We start from the raw sequence: 21,366 nt of genomic DNA on the forward strand, positions 1-21,366 counted from the left end.
TCGGCTTATAGGCCGTCCGGATACATTTTCTCGCGCAGCGCCTTGACCTCGTCACTCTCAAGATACTCGTCATAGGTCATGGATTTATCGATCATGCCTGTCGGCGTAATCTCGATAATCCGGTTGGCGATCGTTTGAATGAACTGATGGTCATGCGATGTAAACAGAATCGTTCCATCGAAATCGATAAGTCCGTTATTCAGTGCCGTGATCGATTCCAGATCCAAGTGGTTGGTTGGCTCGTCAAGCAGCAGCACGTTGGCGCCGTTCAGCATCATTTTGGCGAGCATGCAGCGCACTTTCTCTCCCCCGGAGAGAACGCTGGCTTTCTTCAGGGCTTCTTCCCCGGAGAAGAGCATCCGGCCCAGGAATCCACGCAGGAACGTTTCGTCCTGATCCTTGGAATACTGGCGCAGCCACTCGACCAGGTTCAGATCCACCCCGTCAAAATATTCGGAGTTGTCTTTCGGGAAATACGCTTGAGTCGTGGTTACGCCCCAAGAAAATTCACCGTTTTCCGCTTCCGTGCGTCCCATCAATACTTCAAACAGAGTTGATTTCGGCAGGCCGTTAGGACCAACCAGAGCAATCTTATCGCCCTTGTTGACGATGAAGCTCAATTCATCCAGAACCTTCTCGCCTTCAAGCGACTTGGTGAGACGGTCAACGGTCAGCAGCTGCTTGCCCGCTTCACGCTCCGGTTTGAAGTGCAGGAACGGATATTTCCGGTTCGAAGGACGAAGATCGTCCAGTGTAATTTTATCGAGCTGTTTCTTACGGGATGTTGCCTGTTTCGATTTGGAAGCGTTCGCCGAGAAGCGCTGGATAAATGCCTGCAGCTCCTTGATTTTCTCTTCCTTCTTCTTGTTGGCATCACGCTGAAGTTCAAGAGCCAGCTTACTAGATTCGTACCAGAAGTCGTAGTTGCCGACATACATTTGAATTTTGCCAAAATCGATATCCGCGATATGCGTACATACCTTGTTCAGGAAGTGACGATCGTGGGATACGACGATAACGGTGCCTTCATAATCCATCAAGAAGTTCTCGAGCCACTGAATCGATTCAAGGTCCAAGTGGTTGGTAGGTTCGTCAAGCAGCAGGTTGTTCGGACGGCCGAACAAAGCCTGAGCCAGGAGTACGCGGACCTTCTCATTGCCGCTCAGCTCTACCATCTTCTTGTCATGCAGCTCGCGCGAAATACCGAGACCGATCAAGAGTGCAGCCGCATCGGGTTCTGCGTCCCAGCCGTTGAGCTCAGCGAATTCACCTTCAAGCTCGCCTGCGCGAAGACCGTCTTCCTCGGAGAAATCCGCTTTGGCATACAAAGCATCCTTCTCTTTCATGATGTCATATAGACGGCTGTGTCCCATAATAACGGTTTCGAGAACCGGATATTCGTCATATTCAAAATGGTTCTGCTTCAGGACGGCCATCCGTTCGCCCGGTGTCATATGAACTTCGCCAGTGTTGGCTTCAATTTCTCCGGACAGAATTTTGAGGAAGGTCGATTTACCGGCGCCGTTGGCACCGATCAGACCGTAGCAGTTGCCCGCTGTAAACTTTATATTAACATCTTCAAAAAGTGCGCGCTTTCCATAACGGAGCGTCACGCCGCTTGTACTGATCATTAAGCATTACCATCCCTTTCTCATTAGGCTTCAGCACATTATAGCACAAAAAAAACGTCTTATCGACGTTCTTGCGATATAAGGAAGCACACTAAAACACCGGAGATGATGCCTCCGTGGAAGTTCCACACGATCTGTCATCACTCCGGTGTAACTTTCCTCCATATTACTAGCCAGGTCTATCGCCGCTCCGGATGAATTCGCAGCGTCTCCCCGTGCTTCAGCACCTTCAGACGTTCTTCTTCGATGCCAAGCCTTTTCCGCTCCGCCTCCATCCGGTCCAGCGCCTCACGCGCCGTATCATCCGCCAGCCGAAACGTTCCGTAATGCATCGGGATCATCGTTTCTGCCTGGACATCCTGAAAGGCCTGCAGCGCTTCTTCCGGATTCACATGCTGCGAGGCCATAAACCATTCCGGTTCATATGCCCCGATCGGCATCATCGCCACATGGATGCGGTACCGGCTACCGATGTCCTTAAAACCGGTAAAATAACCGCTGTCGCCAGCAAAATACAGGTTTGGCGGCAGCAGCTGCGCCTCCTCCGCTTCCCCTTCTGCATCAACCTGTACCGGATTCGCCGGTTCAAGAACATACCCTCCCCAGTGCGAAGTGTTGGTGTCAAACGGCGTCCGCCGCGTCCAGTGCTGGGTAGGCACAAAAGATATTTTCACATTGCCAATAACCGTATGATCCCACCACTTGAGCTCGAGGCAGTTATGAAATCCCTTGCGGAGCATCTTCTTTTTCAGTCCCACGGGCACGATCAGCGCCGCTTCTGCGCGGTACAATCTGCGGATCGAAGCCAGATGTAGATGGTCATAATGGGAATGCGAGATGAGAATGACATCCACCGGAGGCACGTCACTGATGGCGATCCCCGGCTCTCTGAGCCGCCGGTCGAACCCCATCCGATTGGCCCAGACCGGGTCCGTCAGGATGTTGAGCCCTTCATATTGTATAAAAAACGTTGAATGTCCGATCCATGTGATGGACGTATCCAGCCGGTTCGCATGCAGATAATCGAGCTCAGGAGGCATGTTTGGCACTTGATAGGACAAATCCTTTTTCTTCTGCCTGCGTTCCTTCCGCCACTGTCTGAACTGCTTCACTGTATGGTCCGTATTGACATTGTCCATATTGTCGTAGCGAATTTTGGGCAAGAGCTCCCCCTCCTTCTGGTCATACAATCCGTTAGCCTCATTTTACCCTGAATGAGACCCGGTGTACCAGCTACAACACTTACTCATCCTTCGGATCTTTATATTTGACGATATAAATGGCCAGAAACAGGATCGACGCAAACACAATCCCCATCGGCGAAAAAAATATATTGAATTCTTCCAAGGTTCCTCACCCTTTCTTGGCAGAGCTGCCCCGGACGTACTTGGCATCGAATAGAAAGAGGCGCATGATTAATACCAGAGACGGGACAAGCACAATCAGCCCCAGTATAAAAGCCGTAATGAGCGCAATTGCCATCGCATCATTCGTGAAGCTTTCGTAAATGTTGATCTGCTTGTACAGCACGTAAGGCAAATGGGAGCTTCCATAACCGAACCAGGCAAACGCAAACTGCAGCATGACGAGCAAAAAGGACCAGCCCAGATACTTTTTCCTCCATACCAAATACACAGCAATCAGGAAGCAGAGGAACGATGCCACGAACATCCAGGCCAGATCCAGCATCCGCTGAAAATGCTCCGGGTTTTGCCGGTTGATCTCAAAAAATGCCAGCAGCGAGGCAGCGATCGTCGGACCGCTCCAAATGAGAGCATATCCGCGCAAAATTTCAAACGCACCTTCATCCCGGCTCTTCTTCGCATAAAAGCTCAAAAACATCGCGGAGATATACAGAACACTGACAAGCGCCAGCAGAATAACGGACCATGTATAAGGATTAGTGAAAAAATCGTACCAGCTAATGACCACCTTGCCTTCGAGGACCATAATGATCCCTCCCTCCGAAATCGCAAGTACGGTCGACAGCGCAGCCGGAATCAGAATGCCTGTGGCCCCGTATAAAGCCATGTACACTTTATTGTTCTCCTTGCTGCTGCCGTAAGTGTTAAAAGCATAATACACTCCGCGTATAGCCAGCAGTATAATCACCAGACTGCCAGGAACAAGCAATGCCGTACCATAATAAAAAGCCGCATCCGGAAAAAATCCGATCAGCCCAACATAAAAGAACACGAGAAAAACGTTTGTGACCTCCCATACCGGCGAAAGGTAACGCTGAATGATGTCATGTACCTTGTTTCCATGCCCGAGCGCCACACTGTAGAAGCTGAAGAAGCCTGCGCCGAAGTCAATCGAAGCCACGATAATATATCCAAATAAAAAGATCCACAGCGCGGTGATCCCCACGAGTTCATAGCTCACTTCGGCTCAGCCCCTTCCATTCCCAGCGCTCTCATTTCTTCAACAGCATCATTGCTCTGGAAAAGCTTGCTCAGCACCTTAACACAGGAGAAGCACAATGCCAGGTACAAAATGATGAACAGCACCAGCATCCAGCCCACATAATTCGAAGTTGTCGCGGCTTCGGCCACCTTCATAACCCCGCGCATCATCCACGGCTGGCGACCGACCTCTGCAAACATCCAGCCCACCTCAATCGCCGTCAAAGCTAGCGGACCCAGCGCCACGATTCCGATCAGCAGCCATCTCGGATAAGGCTTCTTGCCAGGCAGCCGCTTGCGGAACATATAAAGCAGCGGTATCACAACGAGGATTCCACCAAGCGTTACCATGAGGTCAAAGTAATAATGGATCGACAGCGGTGGCCGCTCATCCACCGGAAAATCATTCAGCCCGATGACCTCCGTGTTCGGTGCATTGCCGGCCAGAATGCTGAGTGCATAAGGGATTTTTAGACCGTACCGCACCTCGTTGTTCTCATCCAGCACACCGCCGTACACCAGAGTCGCATAAGGCTGGGTTTCAAAATGCCACTCTCCCGCAGCCAGCTTCTCTGGCTGGTATTTGGCCAGATATTTACCTGAAGAGTCCCCAAGAATCGCGGTATCCACCGCAAACACGAAGGTCGATATAACCGTCAGCTTTAAGGCTTTTTTGAAATAAATATGCTTTTGTCCGCGCAGAATGCTGATGGCCGCAATGCCGGCAAGAACACCCGCGCACAGCGTGTAAGAAGCTACCAGCACATGAGATACCTTGGTCGGTGCGGCTGTGTTCAGCATCGCGGCTATGGGATCAATATTCGTCAGAACACCATTCGACAGCGTAAATCCCCGGGGCGCGTTCATAAAAGAATTGACCATGGTGATAAACATCGCGGATGCCGATGACCCGAGCGCGACCGGAATCAGCAGCAGCAGATGCGTTATTTTGTTTTTGAACCGGTCCCAAGTATATAAATAAATGCCCAGAAATATGGCCTCAACGAAAAAAGCGAATGTCTCCATGAACAGTGGCAGTGCAATGGCCTGTCCCGCTACCCGCATAAAAGTCGGCCAAAGGAGACTTAGCTGAAGTCCGATGGAGGTGCCTGTCACGACGCCCACGGCCACGGTAATCACAAAACCCCGGGCCCAGCGCCGGGCCATGAGCATATAATGCGGATCATTGGTGCGGATGCCCCTCCATTCCGCCAGTGCGATCATAACCGGAATGCCGACCCCCAGCGAAGCAAAAACAATATGTACGAACAGTGTAAGACCGGTCAATAACCGGCTCAGCATAACGGGATCGAGTGAAGTCATTCGTTTATCAGCTCCTTCAGTAGATTGCGGCGTACCCCTAACCGAAATAATCCATATATCGCATAAAACCTTTGATAGAGCCGTAAAGACATACTGCAGCAACGATGATACAAACAATCACCAGAAGGTTCTCCTGCTTTTTGAACATTATAGAAACCTCCTGGTCATGGACAAAGATGAACGCTCCTTGCACGCTCGTAATCAGTTTGGCTTAAAAATCCTTTTCATATCCAAAGAGTTTTTGGTTTAGACCTAAAGTAAGGTACACTATAATGAGGTAATACCTTAATGATAAGGAGGTTTCTTTTCATGAAAATTAAATTCATAGAACCAACGCCGAGTCCGAACTCCATGAAGCTTCATCTCGATGAAAGCCTGGAGCCAGGTATCCGTAAAACATATACACTCGACAATGAGCGGTCCGCTCCCTCTTGGATTCGGGAAATGCTTCATATCGAAGGGGTGAAAAGCGTATTCCATACGCTGGATTTCGTGGCTCTAGAACGTAAGGGTAATGCTGACTGGTCGGTGATTCTGGGCGAGGTGCAGGAGCGATTCGGTCAGGAGGGCATGCAAAACGCCCTGACTGAGGATGAAGCTGGTGCGGCCGAGCATTTCGGTGAAGCCGAGGTGCTGGTCCAGTTCTTCCGCGGCATTCCGATGCAGATCCGCGTGAAGTCCGGATCGCAGGAGGAACGGATGGCGCTTTCCCAGCGCTTCACGGAAGCCGTTATGGAAGTTGCCGCGGCGACGATGATCAAGGAACGCAAGCTGAAGGATTATGGCGTCCGTTACGGAGAGCTTCAAGAGATCGCCAAAGAGGTTGAGCAGGAGCTGGAGGCGGCTTTTCCGGAGGAACGCCTGAAGCAGGTCATCTCCCAGGCGATTGCCCATGGGGCAAGCAGCGAGGAATTCGAGGAGGAGCGCCGGGAGCTAAGTCTCGAAGAACTCAAGGAGGCCATGAACAGTGTGGACTGGCGCGTACGTTATGCTGCGCTGGACCGTATGACGCCTGTAGAAGAGCATCTTCCAATCCTCAGCAAGGCGCTTCATGATGAGAAGATGCAAACGCGCCGGCTCGCCGTTGTCTATCTTGGGGATCTGCGCACGCCTGAAGCGATGGAACTGCTGTACGAGGCACTGAAGGACAGCTCGCCTACCGTACGCCGCACAGCCGGAGATACCCTATCGGATATCGGCGATCCAGCTGCTACGCCTTCGATGCAGGCTTTGCTTAAGGACAGCAGCAAAATTGTCCGCTGGCGCGCCGCCCGGTTCCTCTACGAGGTCGGAACGGAAGACGCAAGAGATGCGCTCGAGGAAGCCGTCAATGATCCAGAGTTTGAGGTCAGCCTTCAGGCACGGATGGCGCTTGAGCGTATTGAATCCGGCGAACAGGCAGCGGGCACCGTTTGGCAGCAGATGGCCAAGCGCAACCAATCCTGATCCCGGCATCCGGTTCTGGAGAATGGCTCCTAAATATATCCATTGTCATTAGTCCGGTATTGTTTTACTATAAGACAGACCGCATCTAGCGGTAGTTTTTGTTGCGATATCAGGATGCATTTCTTGAAGTTTATACTTTCTGATATCTAAAAAAAACGAATAAATATTCAAAGATAACCTCATCCTGCAAAGGTGAGGTAGAGGTTGCGAAAGCGATAAGTAGCTGCAGGGAGGCGTAAGAGCCGCCTATGACTTGCAGTAAAAGGCGCTTTCGCCGAAGTGTACGGATCAGCCTTAAGATCCGCATGCTGGGGCTGTTCCCGAAAGGGACAGAACTGTCGCGGCCCATGGCATCTGATGCCCTGCCAGCCGTGATGAGCTATCTTTCATGGATGCACGGATGCGGAAACCAGAGGTTTTATATATTAGGCCCGCAGGTAACTCCATACCTGCGGGCCTTTTTACTGGCAGTCCCCTTCCATGATATGCAATTATTTGAAATCATTCAGAAGGGAAGTTTATAAGTTATGAGCAATAAAACACCAGCAAATACGCTGCGGAAGAGTCTGAAAGCCCGCCATATGACGATGATTGCCCTCGGCGGCTCCATCGGTACCGGGCTTTTTCTTGCCAGCGGAAGCGCGATAGCCACATCGGGTCCAGGCGGAGCCATTCTGGCTTATGCCACGATCGGACTCATGGTATATTTTCTGATGACCAGTCTTGGAGAAATGGCAACGTATATGCCTGATTCCGGCTCCTTCAGCACCTACGGCAGCCGGTTTGTCAGTCCAGCCTTCGGCTTTGCGGTCGGATGGAACTTCTGGTACAACTGGGCAATCACGATTGCTGCCGAGCTCTCCGCCGCCACCGTCATTATCAAATATTGGCTACCGGATTCACCTTCTTTCCTGTGGAGCTTTTTGTTTCTGGCATTGATGTTTGGCCTTAACGTTCTCTCCGCCAAAGGCTACGGGGAATCTGAATACTGGTTTTCCATCATTAAAATCATCACCGTCATCGTTTTCCTAGTCGTGGGTGTCCTGATGATCTTCGGGATCCTCGGCGGCGAACCGGTCGGATTCAGCAATTTCAATCTCGGCGGCAGTTCGTTCCATGGCGGATTCTTCGCCTTTATCGGTGTATTCATGGCCGCAGGCTTCTCCTTTCAGGGTACCGAGCTGATCGGTGTCGCTGCAGGCGAAAGCGAAAACCCGCGGAAAAACGTGCCGCGCGCCATCCGGCAGGTGTTCTGGCGGATTTTGATTTTCTATATTTTCTCGATTATCGTCATCGGATTTCTGATCCCTTATACCAGTCCGAACCTGCTCAAATCGGATTTGAACAATATCGGCGTCAGTCCGTTTACGCTCGTATTCCAAAAGGCCGGACTGGCCTTCGCAGCTTCCGTCATGAATGCCGTCATCTTGAGCTCGGTTCTGTCTGCAGGCAACTCCGGCATGTATTCCTCCACCCGCGTGCTCTATGCTATGGCTAAGGATGGGATGGCTCCGAAGATTTTCGGCAAGCTGAACAGCCGCGGCGTTCCGGTCAACGCTTTGCTCTTGACGACGATGGTCGGCATGCTGGCTTTCCTCTCCTCCTTTTTCGGAGACGGAATCGTATATAACTGGCTGCTGAATGCTTCCGGGATGTGCGGCTTTATCAACTGGCTTGGTATCGCGATTTGTCATTACCGGTTCCGCCGCGCTTTTATCGCCCAGGGACATTCGCTTGATGAACTGCCTTACCGTGCCAAATGGTTCCCGTTTGGCCCGATCTTAGCCTTTATTTTGTGCATGATCGCTATATTTGGGCAAAATACCGCAGCATTCACTGGCTCAAGCATCGACTGGTACGGCATGCTCGTATCCTACATCAGTGTTCCGCTCTTTATTGTGATCTGGCTCGGATACAAGTGGACCAAAGGAAGCAAGCTGATTCCGCTCGAGCAATGTGACTTGACCACCTCTGAACGTCATAACCGCTGACATATATAGAAAGGTCCCTTCCGGCTGCTTGATGCAGTCCGGAAGGGACCTTTCTATATTTCTATTTCCAAGTGACGTATACCCGCAGATCATCCGTCTCATCCAGCTCGTTCTCCACATATGAAATGGAACTGACGCCAAGCCGGTACAAGTCCTGCAGATCATCCATCAAATTCTCATGGCCGGCGGAATAACGAAGCAGCAAGGAATGGCCTCCCTGCTTGATGACCGCTCGTACCTTGGTTCTGAGCTGGGAGCTTGAATTGACGATTTCGCCCGGCTCATACAGCTGATATTCAAGTTCCCGCTCCAGTTTTTTATAGTAGCTCTGATGGCTGTCGTTTTGTTTAATTAATTTCTTCAATGTGTCCCGATAGAGCGTGTTCGCCGCCGGATAGCTTTTCGTCCAGCTGTGGTCCTTCCTGATCTGCGCATCGGTGCGCAGATAATAACCAATGCCGATTTCACCCGCCTTGTCCGGAGCCGGGTCGTCCCAAGTCGTGTCGAGATGATACCACTTGTTATCTAGGAGCACCAGATTCCATGCGTGAAGCTGGCTGATTCCGGTATCGCGCGGAGCGGCCGTTCCTTCCACAATCCGGCTTGTGATACCAGCTTCCTTCAGCATTTTATAGGTCAAAAGGGAGTAGCCTTGACACACGGTACTGCCAGAACTCAGGCCGTCGTAAGCCGTATATTTCTGCAGCGTCTCGTCATATTTCAAATGGAGCACGACCCAGTCATGAATCGCTTTAATCTTCTCATGGTCGTTCATCCCCGGCTTGATGATGCTCCCCAGAATACTCTCCACACGCCGGGAGACGTACGCCGTCTGTGCCACCGTTTCCCTGTAGCCCAATTGGACGCTCACATTCGCCGATTTCGTATTTCCGCTGTACGAGTAGCCATAGCTCTCAATGGTGTAATTCATGTATGGGTCACTTTCAAGCGCCTGCTCCAACGCGTTCTTCAGCTGCCCCTTCAGCTGATTGGTCTTGCCTTGATATACAAACTGGACCTGGCTTAAACGCTGGTTCATGGCACTTAGAAGCGTTCTCTGAAGTTCCTGGTCGGAATGGACCACATTTGCGCTGGATGTCGTAGAAGCATACACCAATTCCCAATCAATACCAGGGGGTAACACCGCTGCGAGGAGCGAACCGGTTAATACAACTTTGGCAACCGATCTGCGCTTCCATCTCATACAGCACCCTCCCTTCTTTACTTATAGGCATTGTTTGCTTGTGATTCATGCAGCCGCATTTTTAGCCCTTCGAATTGACTCTATTCCTGCCACTCCGCATATATGACTTTGTACGTAAATTCACTCCTTAAAAATTCGATTTTACTGCAGCCTGTACAAAACGGCCTGCACATTCGGCGATTCCTTCAATATTTCCCGCAGCCAGGGCGTCCTTCGGCAAAAGCGAGCTGCCAATACCGACAGCGCTCGCACCCGCTTCAAAATATTCCGCAATATTCGAAAGCGTCACCCCTCCGGTCGCAATAAGTGGAATATGGTTCAGCGGTCCACGGATTTCCCGCAAGTATCCCAGCCCCAGACTGGCCATTGGGAAAAGCTTTACGACCTCGGCTCCGGCATAAAATGCGGCCGCAATCTCAGTCGGTGTCATGGCACCCGGCCAAATATCAATCCCCTGCTCGAGCGCATAATGAATGACCTTCAAATCCACATTAGGAGAAATCAAAAACTGGGCGCCAGCGGATACCGCCTCTTGAGCCATTTTCATATTGAGCACCGTACCGGCTCCTACATAGGCCTGTCCATCGTAAGCCGAACGCCAATCTTGGATAATATCCAGCGCACCTGCTGTATTCATCGTCACTTCCATCAGCCTAACGCCGCCCGCTGCGAGTCCGGCTCCGGCAGCCCGGGCCTCTTCACGCGTAATTCCTCTCAGGATCGCTACCAGCCGGGAATTTAGCAGTTCATGTGTCAGTTTCATATAACCCCTCCTGAATCTCATCTCTCTATTAGAATAATTCGCATATACGCATCCTTTTCCCTTCCATCGTTTACGAAATATCCTTAAGGTTTTGGACGTAAAATCGCAACATTTTTTCAGCTTTTTGTACGGAATTTTCTGTTATATTTCGGTATAATGGGTATATTGCTTGTGATTTTAGTCATATCCATATCTATGAAATGGAGCGAATGTCCGTGACTTACGTGGATACTACCAATATATCGACAGAGATGTTCATTACTGTACTGTTATTTCTGATCGTCATCGCCCCCCTCTTCAGTTTGGCGATTCTACGGTTTTTCCAAGGTAAGAAAAAGTCAGGGTTCCTGCTGATCGGTACAGGCTTTGTCGTTTACCTGGTATACAAGGTTAGTATGAATCTATTGTTTTGAGTAATCGAACGCAAAATAACCCCACAAAGTGGGGACTTTGCTTCGAAAGCTGATTCAGGTACTTTGTGGGGGCCCCGGGAATTATAAATTCTGCTAGACAAAAAAGGCAGTGTCTTAGAGACGCTGCCTTTTGATTTAAGCCGGGGCTATGCCACGGCTTCTACTTATCTTACGCTTCTTCGTTCAGGTACTTCTCGAATTGAAGCTTGTTCATACCCAGAATACGGTGCTCGCCGATCACGGTAACCGGAACCGCACGCATGCCCATATCCCATACCTGCTGGGCGAATTCATCGCTTTGTTCGATATTACGCTCTTCGTATTCGACGCCCTTCTCGGCCAAATAACCTTTAACCTGACGGCAATGCGGACAGTTGGTGCTTGTATATACGATCACTTTTTCCATGTGTGACTTCACCTCGTTGTTCATGATATAAATCATTCAAAGACTTAATATAAATCATTCAGATGCTTAAATAACGGCTGCGTGATGCTCCAGGCTCTCAATGTACTTTTCGCAGTCCATTGCTGCCATACATCCGCTGCCTGCAGCTGTAATGGCTTGTCTGTAACGGGTATCCTGCACGTCGCCGCAAGCGAAGACGCCTGGAATATTGGTTTCAGACGTTCCGGGCTGAACCATGATATATCCGTTTGAATCGGTCGTGATCTGTCCACCCAAGAAACCTGTGTTCGGATGATGTCCGATCGCCACGAATACGCCGCTGGCTTCGATCAACTCTTCCTCGCCGGTTTCGTTGTTCAGCACTTTCAAACCTTTCACGCCGCGGTCGTCAGCAACAACCTCGACTGGCGTACGGTTCAGTGCCCACTCGACCTTCTCGTTGCTGCGTACGCGGTCCTGCATGATTTTCGAGCCGCGCAGTTCGGCACGGCGGTGAACCAAGGTCACCTTGGATGCAAAACGAGTCAGGAAGCCTGCTTCCTCAAGCGCCGAATCGCCGCCGCCAACGACCACGATTTCTTTGCCGCGGAAGAAGAATCCATCACAGGTTGCACAGGTGCTGACCCCGCGTCCGACATTCTCCTGTTCTCCTGGAATACCGAGATATTTGGCCGTTGCACCAGTCGAAATGATCAAGGTCTCGGTCTCAATTCGACCAATTCCTTCCACGTCCAGTTTGAACGGACGGCCGCCGAGCTCCACGCTGTTTACCCAGCCTGTACGGAATTCGGCGCCAAAGCGTTCAGCCTGCTTTCGCATATTATCCATCAATTCGGGTCCCATAATACCTTCGGGAAAACCCGGAAAATTCTCTACTTCTGTAGTTGTGGTAAGCTGTCCTCCAGGCTGCGGCCCCTCGATAATGAGCGGGTTCAAGTTGGCACGCGCCAGATAGATGGCTGCAGTCAGTCCCGCAGGTCCAGTACCAATAATTACGGATTTATACATAAGATTTACCTCCAAGCTCCCAGTGCCCGGAAAGAAAGCCCGCATAAGCCGGACGTTTGCCAGGTTCACTTTAATTTATAATAATTATTATTTGATAATTATTATCATACAAACATATGCTTATGTCAATAGAACAAGTATACATTGGGTGGTATATTGTTAACAAGTGAACGATCCCCGACATAACTTAACGATTGAAGTCGGAGCTTCTTGGGAACAGAGCAGACTTTTGCAGACTTATAAGCATTTAATTAGCTTGGTTAGCTCTGTTTTCAGGTGAGTCTTGAACATGATGTGAACATGGTCTCGATCATGGAAAAGAAACTCCCGGGCAAACAGCCTGGAAGTTCCTTAAATTGAAATAGCTTCGTTATCTTAATAAACGCAAGGCGTTCAGAATGACAAGAATCGTGCTGCCTTCATGACCAACGACTCCGAGTGGAAGGGCAATCCCCGCCACAAAGTTACTAGTCATCAGCAGAAGAATAACGGTGATTGCAAACACCATGTTCTGCTTGATGATCCGGCGTGCACGGCGTGCAATCTGGATCGTACCGGCAATTTCTTCAATGTTGTCGTTCATGAGCACGACATCCGCAACCTCGAGCGCCGTACCACTGCCGCTCATGCCCATACCCATGCCGACGGTTGCCGTAGCAAGCGCAGGGGCGTCATTCACCCCGTCGCCAACCATCACAACATGACCGTATTCATCGCGAAGACTTTTTACATATTGGACCTTTTCTTCAGGCAGCAAATCAGAGTAGATCATATCCACGCCGATTTGCCGGCCGATAACCTGAGCCGTTTCACTACGGTCACCGGTCAGCATGGCGACCTTCACGCCGATGGAATGAAGCTTCCGGATCGCAGCGGCGGCCTGAGGACGCACCACATCCTGTAGGGCAATCAGCCCTGCTATCTGATCTCCATCCATGATGACGGAGACCGTTTTTCCTTCTGCGCCCAGCAAGCTGCGCTGCTGCTTCCAATAGGCTGACTCTTGATCATTTTCCATCCGGTCCAGCACGTCAGTCTTACCGATCCGCCACTGTTTCCCACCGACCATTCCTTCCATCCCCCAGCCGGTAACCGAAGTCACCGACTCTGCAGGCAGCAGCCCCAGCTTCTCTTTCTCCGCTTTTCTGACAATGGCCTTTGCCAAAGGATGCTCCGACATCTGTTCCACAGAAGCGATCACGGCTAGCAGCTCATTGCGGTTATAGCCTTCCGCAGCGATCAGATCCGTCACCTGCGGCTCACCGGCTGTAAGGGTGCCTGTTTTGTCAAATGCAACGACGGAGGTCAGCGCCATGTTTTCCATATGGGCTCCGCCTTTAAAAAGGATACCGTGTCGTGCCCGGTTCGAGATCGCGGACAGCAACGCAGGCATAATGGAGGCAACGAGGGCACATGGGGATGCCACAACCAGAAAAACCATCGCTTTATAGAACGAGTCGCTGAAGCTCCAGCCAAAGACAAATGGAACAGCAAAGATAATGATCAAAGTGACGGCAACGACGATTCGGGCGTAGATCCCTTCAAAACGCTTCATGAAGCGCTCCGACTGGGGTACCTCATTCTCGGCTTCTTCCACCAAACGAATGATTTTGGCAAACACCGTCGCATCGGATGATTGCGTTACTTCGATATACAAGACACCTTCCCCGTTCAGCGTACCGGTAAACACTTCGTCACCCGGGGTTTTATCCACGGGAACTGATTCACCTGTGATCGAGGATTGATTCACTGCCGAATCCCCTTTTTGAATCACACCATCCGCTGGGATGAGTTCACCAGGTTTGACCAGAATCAGATCGTGTACCTTCAATTCATCAATGGACACCTGCACCATTTTGCCGTCTTCAATCCGAAGAGCAAGCTCTGGCTTCAGCGCCATCAAAGAGGAGATATCCTTTTTGCTCCGTTCCATCGTGTAGCTTTCAAGCGCACCGCTCAGCGCAAAGATAAAGATCAGCATAGCCCCTTCATTCCAATAGCCAATGCTGGCAGCTCCAAGCGCAGCGGCAACCATGAGCAGGTTCACATCCAGCTCCCGCTCCTTGATGAGGGTCTCTACTCCCTCTTTGGCTTTAAGCCAGCCTCCGGCCGCATAAGACAAAATATACAATATGACCGAAATAACTTCAGAAACATAACCTACCGCAAAGCCCCCAAGCATGAGTACCCCGCTCAGTATGGCAGCCTGCATCTCGGAATTCCGCAGCATGCTCCGGAGATCCATCCGTCTTTTGCGGCGAGGATTAGGCTTCTTTTCGCTGCCGGAAAGAGAGCCTTCTTTTACATTTGTAGCCGTGAATTCTTGTATATTTCCCATCATATCCACCTTCCCCAATTGAGAATGAAAAGCATTATTACTACCCTTAAAACAGTTCATGCTGCTCCAGACCAGCCGGAGCAGCATGTTTTAATGAAGGACGGGTTAATGTCCAATTGAGAATGATAATCATTTTTGCACTAGTCCAATTGTTTTTCCTAAGTGCAACTTTTCTTCATTTTCATTATATGCGCGTCTGTGGAAAAAGTAAACGAATTTTCCCCCTAAACGCAAAAAAACCTGAATACGAAAAATGCACTGCTGTGCATCCCCCATATTCAGGTACTCAAGCGCGAAAGCTACAGATTAAACGCAGCTCTCTAGTTCCGGTATATGTAAATGTTGCTACCCTTCACAAGAATATCGATGTTCTAAATTCGCCGCTTCCCGCAGTTCCCACTGCGCCGCTGCCAAACGGAATGAAGGTATGACACCAGGTGAACTGCTGATCTCACGCACACCGATCTGACACAATGCCGCCAGATCTGCCACATTCTGCAGACTCGATGCACGTAAAGGAATATGTGGGCTGACTCTTCGTATACGCCCTACCAGTGCCCTTAAGTTTTCGAGCTTCTCCTGCGACCAAGGGTGATCTGAATGACCGACTCCGCTGCAGTCTAATACGAGCAAATCTGCGCACTTAGCCAAATCCGCAGCGAGTTCCAAACCGGATTCCATTCCAATCACTGCCCCAATGCTGTAAGTTACCGTACGGCGCTGATGGCATAACGTTTCTTCAGCCACCCTCTCAATCAGTTCATGCATATGAGTCCACTCTTCCATATCTGCCGGATAAGGAATAAGAATTTCGAGCTTGTGCTCCATTCCCTGACGATAACAAGCAAGCGAGGCCCGAAATAACGCTTCCAGCTGAATATCCCGAAGGTCTGCAAGACAAGCCGCTTCCCGGGGATGTTCCTTCATCATGTCAACACCGGATACCAAGGCTACACTTAGATCTCCATCACCAAGATGGTGAAGCATGGTTTCTATATGCCCTTTCCACCGATACAACAGGCGCTCCCTTAATACGATGCTGGGATGAAGCTGAGTGCCAAAGCGATCCGGTGCATACTGCAAAGCCCATTCTTCAAAGATTTCTTTTAAATGGCCGCTGCCAAGCCAGTTCTCCTCTTGAAGGAGCATCAATCCAGCCAGCCCGGTCATGCGGTGTGCTTGTTCCAGAGGGTAAGCCAGATCTTCAGCAAAAATCTTCAGACTGCGCGATTCATCGCTCCATTCCAGTAGTCGCTCCGGCTTACCGGGATCATCCAAGGCATCTCTAGGGATAAGCTTGGATTCCCGTAAAATGGCACCGATCGAATACGGGTCGGCTGCAAGAATAGCTTCCTCTTTGGTCATGGAACCAATCAAGGACAGCTCCACAATCGAAGCGATTTCCGGCAAGGAGCATGCCCGCGCCTGCTCCCCGTCCTTCAGGGACATCCTGTCATCCGGCTTGTTCACCGGATACAACTTTTCCACAAAAGAAGACATAGAGCAGGAGCCGCTTTGGCAGCAGTTGTTCTGACACCGATCACTTTTCATTTTTGGCCGTCCACCCTCTTTTCCCGGAAATATGAGATCCGTTTTTGCAGCGGACCCTACCTTACAGAATATTAGCTCCTGGCGAGAAATATACAGCAATTGCATGCTCGAACGGCCGTTTTCTCTTGACTAAAAAGAAAGAAACCGCTCAATTGAGCGGCCTCTTCGTGGTTCTATGTTATTGCTGGCTGGCTGTGATCGCCTGTTCCAGATCATATAAAATATCGTCGATGGCTTCGGTGCCGATGGACAAGCGCAGCATTTCCGGATTAATGCCCGCTGCAATCTGCTCCTCTTCGGACAGCTGCTGGTGCGTTGTGCTAGCCGGGTGAATGATCAGCGACTTGGAGTCGCCCACGTTTGCAAGATGGGAGAACAGCTTCACATTCTCAATAACCTTGCGTCCTGCTTCCTTGCCGCCTTTAATGCCAAACGTCATGATGGCGCCCTGCCCCTTTGGCAAATACTTTTGTGCCAGATCGTAGGAAGGATGGCTTGGAAGTCCCGAGTAGCTGACCCATTCCACCGCATCGTGGTTTTCCAGGAATTGCGCCACTTTAAGGGCATTCTGGCTGTGACGCTCCATGCGCAGATGCAATGTCTCAAGACCCTGCAGCAGCATCCATGAGTTGAACGGTGAAATCGTCGCGCCCAAGTCGCGGAGCAGTTGTACGCGTGCTTTGATGATATAAGCCAGCGGTCCGACCGCTTCCGTATACACGACGCCATGGTAGCTTGGATCCGGCTCCGTCAGTCCCGGGAACTTGCCATTTGCCGCCCAGTCGAATTTGCCGCTGTCCACAATGATGCCGCCGATAGAAGTGCCATGACCACCAATGAATTTGGTTGCCGAGTGAACGACCACATCCGCACCATGCTCGATCGGACGCAGTAAGTATGGGCTCGGGAAGGTATTATCCAAAATGAGCGGAATACCGTTCTCATGGGCGATGTTCGCAACGGCCTCGATGTCCAGCACATCTCCCTTCGGATTGCCGATCGTCTCAGCGAACAGCGCTTTGGTCTTGTCGTTAATCGCCGCGCGGAAGTTTTCCGGGTCGCTTGCATCGACAAAATGTACCTTAATGCCAAGCTTTGCAAGTGTGGTAGAGAACAGATTGTAGGTACCGCCGTAAAGCGTAGAGGAAGATACGATCTCGTCACCCGCACCAGCGATATTCAGTACGGAAAAGGTGATTGCCGCCTGTCCTGAAGAGGTCGCCAGAGCGCCAACCCCGCCTTCCAGCGCAGCCACACGCTGCTCGAATACATCGGTTGTCGGGTTCATGATTCGTGTATAGATATTGCCGAATTCCTTCAGGGCAAACAAATTGGCTGCATGATCGCTGTCTTTGAAGCCATACGAAGTGGTTTGATAGAGCGGTACCGCACGGGAAAGCGTCGTTGGGTCAATCTCTTGGCCCGCATGTACGGCTAAGGTTTCAAAAGATAATGGACGTTCGTTGGACATGGATAAATCCTCCCTTTTCTGCATGGAAAATAGTTGTCTAGCGCGATTTTTTTCATATTTTCTCATACTTCCCAGCGTTTGAAAAGGTAAAAAATGATAATTCGCATTAAATTACTAAGAATTATAGAATCATCCTATTCCCAAAATATCAGAAACCAATGACAGCACCAGCATCCCCGCCATAAACACCCCCGACCACAAGGCACGGGACTCAAGGGAAATTCCTCCTGCCTTGCTACCCGGGGCCTTCTTCACTCGTGACCGCAATGATTGATAGTACATGATCGCACCAGCAGCGATAAGAAGAATCTCCAGCAGCATGCTGATCAAAGGCCAGCGCCATAGTCCGAATCCGAGCAGCGGAAGATGTCCCAGATTCCCCGGCAATATCGGCAGATCACTACGGTGTACCAGCAAATCAAGCAGCCAGTGGCTGAAGACAACAGCGCTCATCACAGCCGCACTGCGTTTGCCCCAGAGTTTCCAGGACGCAATACCAGCAAGGATGGCAATGAGTAGGGCACCAACCAAGGAATGTGTATAATCGGCATGAATAACCGATCCTCCGTATCCCCCTTCCCCAACAGGGACTATTGTTTCCACTCCATTCAGGAGCAGGGGTACAAAAATAACATCCAGCAGCTGCGTGCCAAGCATCAACGCCCAAAGCGGCGTCTCGGATTGTCTCGATTTTACGGCTGCGGCGAGTCCAAAATGTCCTGCAAACATCTTTATTCGACCTCCTTACGGCTGTACGGCGGAATTCTCGAATCGAGCCAGCCACACACTACCGTGAATACAATCACCAGCACGATAAAGCTCATGTGGAGCATCCTCCTCTTCGAATCTCATTGATCCGATTGATTTTTCTCCCGGAAGCCGAGCAGCAGAACATCAAACGATTCATTAAAAGTGTCTGACAACCGCTGCATTAACTCGTCTGCCGTTTCTGCAGAATATTGATAGGTCCCGACAATACCATGCAGCATGTAAAAATAAATGCGCGTACAAGCCAGCAGCCGCTCACTCCCTTCCTTCAATCCAGTGCAATCTCTGACGGCTTGCATGAGCTCAGCAAACAGCTGAATCCGAATCTGGTTAATCTCCATTTCCGGCTCAGTTTCATCCACCCGTACCGATTTGACCTCGAAAAAGATCCGGTACATATTCCGGTTCAGCAGACAAAAACGGATAAACAGCAGGCTGATCCGCTTTAAAACATGCTCCGGCTCCTCTTGGACCCGCATCAGCTCCCTGATCGTCTGTTTCAGTTCAAGAAGTGAAGGCATGGAAAGCTCATTCAGCAGCGCTTCCTTATCCTCAAAGTAAATGTATATCGTCGTGTGGGAACAGCCGGCCTTGGTGGCAATCTCACGCATGGTTACGGCATCGTACCCCTTAGTAGTAAACAGCTCACCGGCAGCGGCCAGAATATCGCGTTTGGTGTCTTCTGAACGGACATGTTTTTTTCTCGGCATTTCAAGTCAGCATTCCTTTCCTTACATGCTTGCAACAAATAACCAATGGTTATTTTTAATGATGACTATAATATAACCAATGGTTATTTAATCGTCAATACCTTTTTATCCTGATTTTGTAAATCGCAAAAAAAACAGCCGCTAAAAGCGGCTGCCATAAAAAAAGAACCCTGAGAGTATTGAGAGAGTTGCCGATGTCGAATTACGCATTGCATAATTCTATCGTTTGATAAGTAAAAGCTTATTTTATATAAGCCGCTTACCTTTCATAAGTACATGGAAAAGCATATCGTTTTTATCCTAAGGTTGTCAAGCGATGTACTCACACAGCAAGCCGCAATAAGGTATTTCGCCCTGTTCCGCAACGAAATTGCCCCTTTTTCGTATACTATTATATTATTGACGTTCATTGGTCTACCAACTACGATGACACTATATTAAGCTGTTAAAAAGATTAACAATTTACATTCACATGAACCAATATTCCGTTATATGCAGGAGGGTGATCTGGCTTGCATTCATCATCTAAAGAATTAGCTAACCGATACTGTGAACTAATGGACAGGCTGCCTCGCCTTATTGACTACACTGGCATTGTCCGGCATATGAAGCTAAGCACCACCGAAGCATTTATTCTGCAATACTTGCAAAGTCATGGCAGCCAGCGGGGTGCGGATATCGTCAAGGTAACTGGTTTAACGACAAGCGCTATTACGCAAATCTACGACAAGCTGGTGCAGGAGGAGCTGATTGAACGCACCCGCTCCGATAAGGACCGGCGATACGTGAACATTACCCTCACGGCCAAAGGTTCGAACGTTCTGAAACAGTTGTCTGATATAAGCTCGGAGCGCATTGTCGAAACCGTGGATCATTTTACAAAAGAAGAGTCGGACGAGCTGCTCGAAACCATTCGCCAGCTTGCTGAGCTGATCGAATATCAGCGAAATAGCCGCAAATAAGCCAGGCGCGAAAAAAACACCATTGGAGTCAGCCGTAAGGGCGGACAACAATGGTGTTTTTCACATTACAGTTACAGGATCCGGCTGCCGAACAAGGACCCGATTAGCTCCACAGCCAACTTCGATGTCTGATTGTTGCGGTCAAGGAGCGGGTTCACCTCTACAAAATCGGCAGAAGTAATCCGCCCCCATTCGCTCATGAGCTCCAAGGTAAGATGAGCCTCGCGGTAGCTGAGTCCGCCGCGGACGGGTGTCCCTGTCCCCGGGGCTTCGATAGGATCGACGCTGTCAATATCAAAGCTCAGATGCACGCCGTCCGTACCATTTCCGGCGATGCGAAGCGCCTCCTGAACCACTTTCTCGATGCCGAGCCGGTCAATCTCATGCATGGTGAAGCAGGTCAGGCCGCAGGATCGGATCATCGCCTTCTCGTCGCGGTCCAGATCACGAGCCCCGATAATGACGCAGTTTTCCGGCTTCAAGGGGACTGCGCCCTCAGCGATCTCTCGCAGTTTGATATGTGAGAGCCCCAGGCCAACCGCAAGCGAAATGCCGTGCATATTGCCCGAAGGACTCGTCGTTTCCGTGTTCAAATCGGAATGCGCATCGACCCAGATGACGCCCATATTGCTATAATGGCGCATCAATCCAGCCAGCGATCCCATTGCAATGCTGTGATCTCCGCCTAGAACAAGCGGAATATGCCCTGCCGCAACCGTCTTCCCGACAGCCTCTCCGAGAAGCCCGGAAACGGCCAAAACCTCCTGGACATGCTTCATTTTGGAGCCTGTGGGCGATTGGATGCCGTCCGGCAGCCGGATGCATTGATCTGCCTCCACGTCATACCCCAGGCTCTGCAGCTTTTTCACAAGTCCGAATTTCATGACGCTATCAGGACCATTCTCGCTTCCAGGCCGGCCTGCGCCAAGCCCGAACGGCACCCGGATGATGGAAATGGATTGCTTATCCATCCTTG

Annotated in this window: 19 protein-coding genes, 1 pseudogene and 1 riboswitch; of the genes and pseudogenes, 4 read left to right on the forward strand and 16 right to left on the reverse strand. The window is 50.4% G+C overall.

Annotated features, from left to right (window positions below):
* Positions 1–5: 5 nt before the first annotated feature.
* The 5 genes from MUG84_RS22695 to MUG84_RS22710 all read right to left on the reverse strand — a co-directional run bounded on the left by MUG84_RS22695 (position 6) and on the right by MUG84_RS22710 (position 5,359).
* A complete protein-coding gene (locus MUG84_RS22695) occupies positions 6–1,631 on the reverse strand; it encodes an ABC-F family ATP-binding cassette domain-containing protein (RefSeq protein ID WP_244729264.1) in 1,626 nt (541 codons plus the stop codon).
* Between the two features lie 179 nt (positions 1,632–1,810).
* Positions 1,811–2,794 carry an MBL fold metallo-hydrolase gene (locus MUG84_RS22700; RefSeq protein ID WP_244729266.1) on the reverse strand — a complete coding sequence of 328 codons (984 nt, stop codon included), beginning with the start codon at positions 2,792–2,794 and terminating at the stop codon, positions 1,811–1,813.
* Positions 2,795–2,873: 79 nt separating this feature from the next.
* Entirely contained in the window at positions 2,874–2,978 is a 105-nt protein-coding gene (locus tag MUG84_RS27690) for a cytochrome bd oxidase small subunit CydS (RefSeq protein ID WP_425313268.1), read from the reverse strand.
* A gap of 6 nt (positions 2,979–2,984) precedes the next feature.
* Positions 2,985–4,016 carry a cytochrome d ubiquinol oxidase subunit II gene (locus MUG84_RS22705; RefSeq protein WP_244729268.1) on the reverse strand — a complete coding sequence of 344 codons (1,032 nt, stop codon included), beginning with the start codon at positions 4,014–4,016 and terminating at the stop codon, positions 2,985–2,987.
* Positions 4,013–5,359, reverse strand: coding sequence for a cytochrome ubiquinol oxidase subunit I (locus MUG84_RS22710; protein ID WP_244729270.1), 1,347 nt, complete (start codon positions 5,357–5,359; stop codon positions 4,013–4,015). Before MUG84_RS22710 ends, MUG84_RS22705 begins: the two co-directional genes overlap by 4 nt.
* A 309-nt stretch (positions 5,360–5,668) precedes the next feature.
* Between MUG84_RS22710 and MUG84_RS22715 the strand changes: the two genes are divergently transcribed.
* Both MUG84_RS22715 and MUG84_RS22720 read left to right on the forward strand, forming a co-directional pair.
* On the forward strand, positions 5,669–6,805 hold the full coding sequence (locus tag MUG84_RS22715) for a virulence factor (RefSeq protein ID WP_244729272.1): 1,137 nt from the start codon (positions 5,669–5,671) through the stop codon (positions 6,803–6,805).
* Between the two features lie 190 nt (positions 6,806–6,995).
* A riboswitch (Lysine riboswitch) is annotated at positions 6,996–7,195 on the forward strand.
* A 137-nt stretch (positions 7,196–7,332) separates the two neighbouring features.
* Positions 7,333–8,796, forward strand: coding sequence for an amino acid permease (locus MUG84_RS22720; RefSeq protein WP_244729274.1), 1,464 nt, complete (start codon positions 7,333–7,335; stop codon positions 8,794–8,796).
* A gap of 61 nt (positions 8,797–8,857) precedes the next feature.
* On the opposite strand, the gene MUG84_RS22725 is transcribed toward MUG84_RS22720, so the two are convergent.
* Positions 8,858–10,000, reverse strand: coding sequence for a transglutaminase domain-containing protein (locus tag MUG84_RS22725; protein WP_244729276.1), 1,143 nt, complete (start codon positions 9,998–10,000; stop codon positions 8,858–8,860).
* Between the two features lie 127 nt (positions 10,001–10,127).
* Entirely contained in the window at positions 10,128–10,763 is a 636-nt protein-coding gene (locus tag MUG84_RS22730) for a bifunctional 4-hydroxy-2-oxoglutarate aldolase/2-dehydro-3-deoxy-phosphogluconate aldolase (protein WP_244729278.1), read from the reverse strand.
* A 209-nt stretch (positions 10,764–10,972) separates the two neighbouring features.
* Here MUG84_RS22730 and MUG84_RS22735 point away from each other — a divergent pair, with 209 nt between their 5' ends.
* Positions 10,973–11,176, forward strand: a complete 204-nt coding sequence (locus MUG84_RS22735; RefSeq protein WP_244729280.1) for a hypothetical protein — start codon at positions 10,973–10,975, stop codon at positions 11,174–11,176.
* Between the two features lie 169 nt (positions 11,177–11,345).
* Here MUG84_RS22735 and MUG84_RS22740 read toward each other — a convergent pair whose 3' ends face one another.
* The 8 genes and pseudogenes from MUG84_RS22740 to MUG84_RS22770 form a co-directional block, all read right to left on the reverse strand.
* Positions 11,346–11,582, reverse strand: coding sequence for a glutaredoxin family protein (locus tag MUG84_RS22740; protein WP_244729282.1), 237 nt, complete (start codon positions 11,580–11,582; stop codon positions 11,346–11,348).
* Positions 11,583–11,648: 66 nt separating this feature from the next.
* Positions 11,649–12,590, reverse strand: coding sequence for a thioredoxin-disulfide reductase (gene trxB, locus MUG84_RS22745; RefSeq protein ID WP_244729284.1), 942 nt, complete (start codon positions 12,588–12,590; stop codon positions 11,649–11,651).
* Positions 12,591–12,820: 230 nt separating this feature from the next.
* Positions 12,821–12,905 (reverse strand): annotated as a pseudogene (locus MUG84_RS27695) (transposase); the annotation flags it as partial.
* Between the two features lie 55 nt (positions 12,906–12,960).
* Positions 12,961–14,931, reverse strand: a complete 1,971-nt coding sequence (locus MUG84_RS22750; RefSeq protein WP_425313269.1) for a heavy metal translocating P-type ATPase — start codon at positions 14,929–14,931, stop codon at positions 12,961–12,963.
* 342 nt (positions 14,932–15,273) lie between these two features.
* Positions 15,274–16,479: a hypothetical protein gene (locus MUG84_RS22755; protein WP_244729286.1), complete on the reverse strand. Its 1,206-nt coding sequence runs from the start codon at positions 16,477–16,479 to the stop codon at positions 15,274–15,276.
* A gap of 178 nt (positions 16,480–16,657) precedes the next feature.
* Complete coding sequence (locus MUG84_RS22760; RefSeq protein WP_244729288.1) at positions 16,658–17,950, reverse strand: homocysteine synthase; 1,293 nt, start codon at positions 17,948–17,950, stop codon at positions 16,658–16,660.
* A gap of 129 nt (positions 17,951–18,079) precedes the next feature.
* Positions 18,080–18,679: a permease gene (locus tag MUG84_RS22765; RefSeq protein ID WP_244729290.1), complete on the reverse strand. Its 600-nt coding sequence runs from the start codon at positions 18,677–18,679 to the stop codon at positions 18,080–18,082.
* 119 nt (positions 18,680–18,798) lie between these two features.
* Positions 18,799–19,428 (reverse strand): TetR/AcrR family transcriptional regulator, encoded by a 630-nt coding sequence (locus tag MUG84_RS22770; RefSeq protein WP_244729292.1) that lies wholly within the window; start codon positions 19,426–19,428, stop codon positions 18,799–18,801.
* 512 nt (positions 19,429–19,940) lie between these two features.
* Between MUG84_RS22770 and MUG84_RS22775 the strand changes: the two genes are divergently transcribed.
* Positions 19,941–20,390, forward strand: a complete 450-nt coding sequence (locus MUG84_RS22775) for a MarR family winged helix-turn-helix transcriptional regulator (RefSeq protein ID WP_244729294.1) — start codon at positions 19,941–19,943, stop codon at positions 20,388–20,390.
* A 71-nt stretch (positions 20,391–20,461) separates the two neighbouring features.
* Here the strand turns inward: MUG84_RS22775 and rocF are convergent, their stop codons facing one another.
* Positions 20,462–21,361, reverse strand: a complete 900-nt coding sequence (gene rocF / locus MUG84_RS22780; protein ID WP_244729297.1) for an arginase — start codon at positions 21,359–21,361, stop codon at positions 20,462–20,464.
* Positions 21,362–21,366: the final 5 nt, after the last annotated feature.

Origin of the sequence: Paenibacillus mangrovi, assembly GCF_022898935.1 — a bacterium.
GTDB classification, from domain to species: domain Bacteria; phylum Bacillota; class Bacilli; order Paenibacillales; family Paenibacillaceae; genus Paenibacillus_AQ; species Paenibacillus_AQ mangrovi.

Excerpts from the sequence above, each read along its gene's own strand:
- MUG84_RS22695 (WP_244729264.1), bottom strand. The coding sequence starts at position 1,631 with ATGATCAGTACAAGCGGCGTGACGCTCCGTTATGGAAAGCGCGCACTT.
- MUG84_RS22710 (WP_244729270.1), bottom strand. The coding sequence starts at position 5,359 with ATGACTTCACTCGATCCCGTTATGCTGAGCCGGTTATTGACCGGTCTT.
- MUG84_RS22715 (WP_244729272.1), top strand. The coding sequence starts at position 5,669 with ATGAAAATTAAATTCATAGAACCAACGCCGAGTCCGAACTCCATGAAG.
- MUG84_RS22720 (WP_244729274.1), top strand. The coding sequence starts at position 7,333 with ATGAGCAATAAAACACCAGCAAATACGCTGCGGAAGAGTCTGAAAGCC.
- MUG84_RS22725 (WP_244729276.1), bottom strand. The coding sequence starts at position 10,000 with ATGAGATGGAAGCGCAGATCGGTTGCCAAAGTTGTATTAACCGGTTCG.
- MUG84_RS22730 (WP_244729278.1), bottom strand. The coding sequence starts at position 10,763 with ATGAAACTGACACATGAACTGCTAAATTCCCGGCTGGTAGCGATCCTG.
- MUG84_RS22735 (WP_244729280.1), top strand. The coding sequence starts at position 10,973 with ATGTCCGTGACTTACGTGGATACTACCAATATATCGACAGAGATGTTC.
- MUG84_RS22740 (WP_244729282.1), bottom strand. The coding sequence starts at position 11,582 with ATGGAAAAAGTGATCGTATATACAAGCACCAACTGTCCGCATTGCCGT.
- trxB (WP_244729284.1), bottom strand. The coding sequence starts at position 12,590 with ATGTATAAATCCGTAATTATTGGTACTGGACCTGCGGGACTGACTGCA.
- MUG84_RS22750 (WP_425313269.1), bottom strand. The coding sequence starts at position 14,931 with ATGATGGGAAATATACAAGAATTCACGGCTACAAATGTAAAAGAAGGC.
- MUG84_RS22755 (WP_244729286.1), bottom strand. The coding sequence starts at position 16,479 with ATGAAAAGTGATCGGTGTCAGAACAACTGCTGCCAAAGCGGCTCCTGC.
- MUG84_RS22760 (WP_244729288.1), bottom strand. The coding sequence starts at position 17,950 with ATGTCCAACGAACGTCCATTATCTTTTGAAACCTTAGCCGTACATGCG.
- MUG84_RS22765 (WP_244729290.1), bottom strand. The coding sequence starts at position 18,679 with ATGTTTGCAGGACATTTTGGACTCGCCGCAGCCGTAAAATCGAGACAA.
- MUG84_RS22770 (WP_244729292.1), bottom strand. The coding sequence starts at position 19,428 with ATGCCGAGAAAAAAACATGTCCGTTCAGAAGACACCAAACGCGATATT.
- rocF (WP_244729297.1), bottom strand. The coding sequence starts at position 21,361 with ATGGATAAGCAATCCATTTCCATCATCCGGGTGCCGTTCGGGCTTGGC.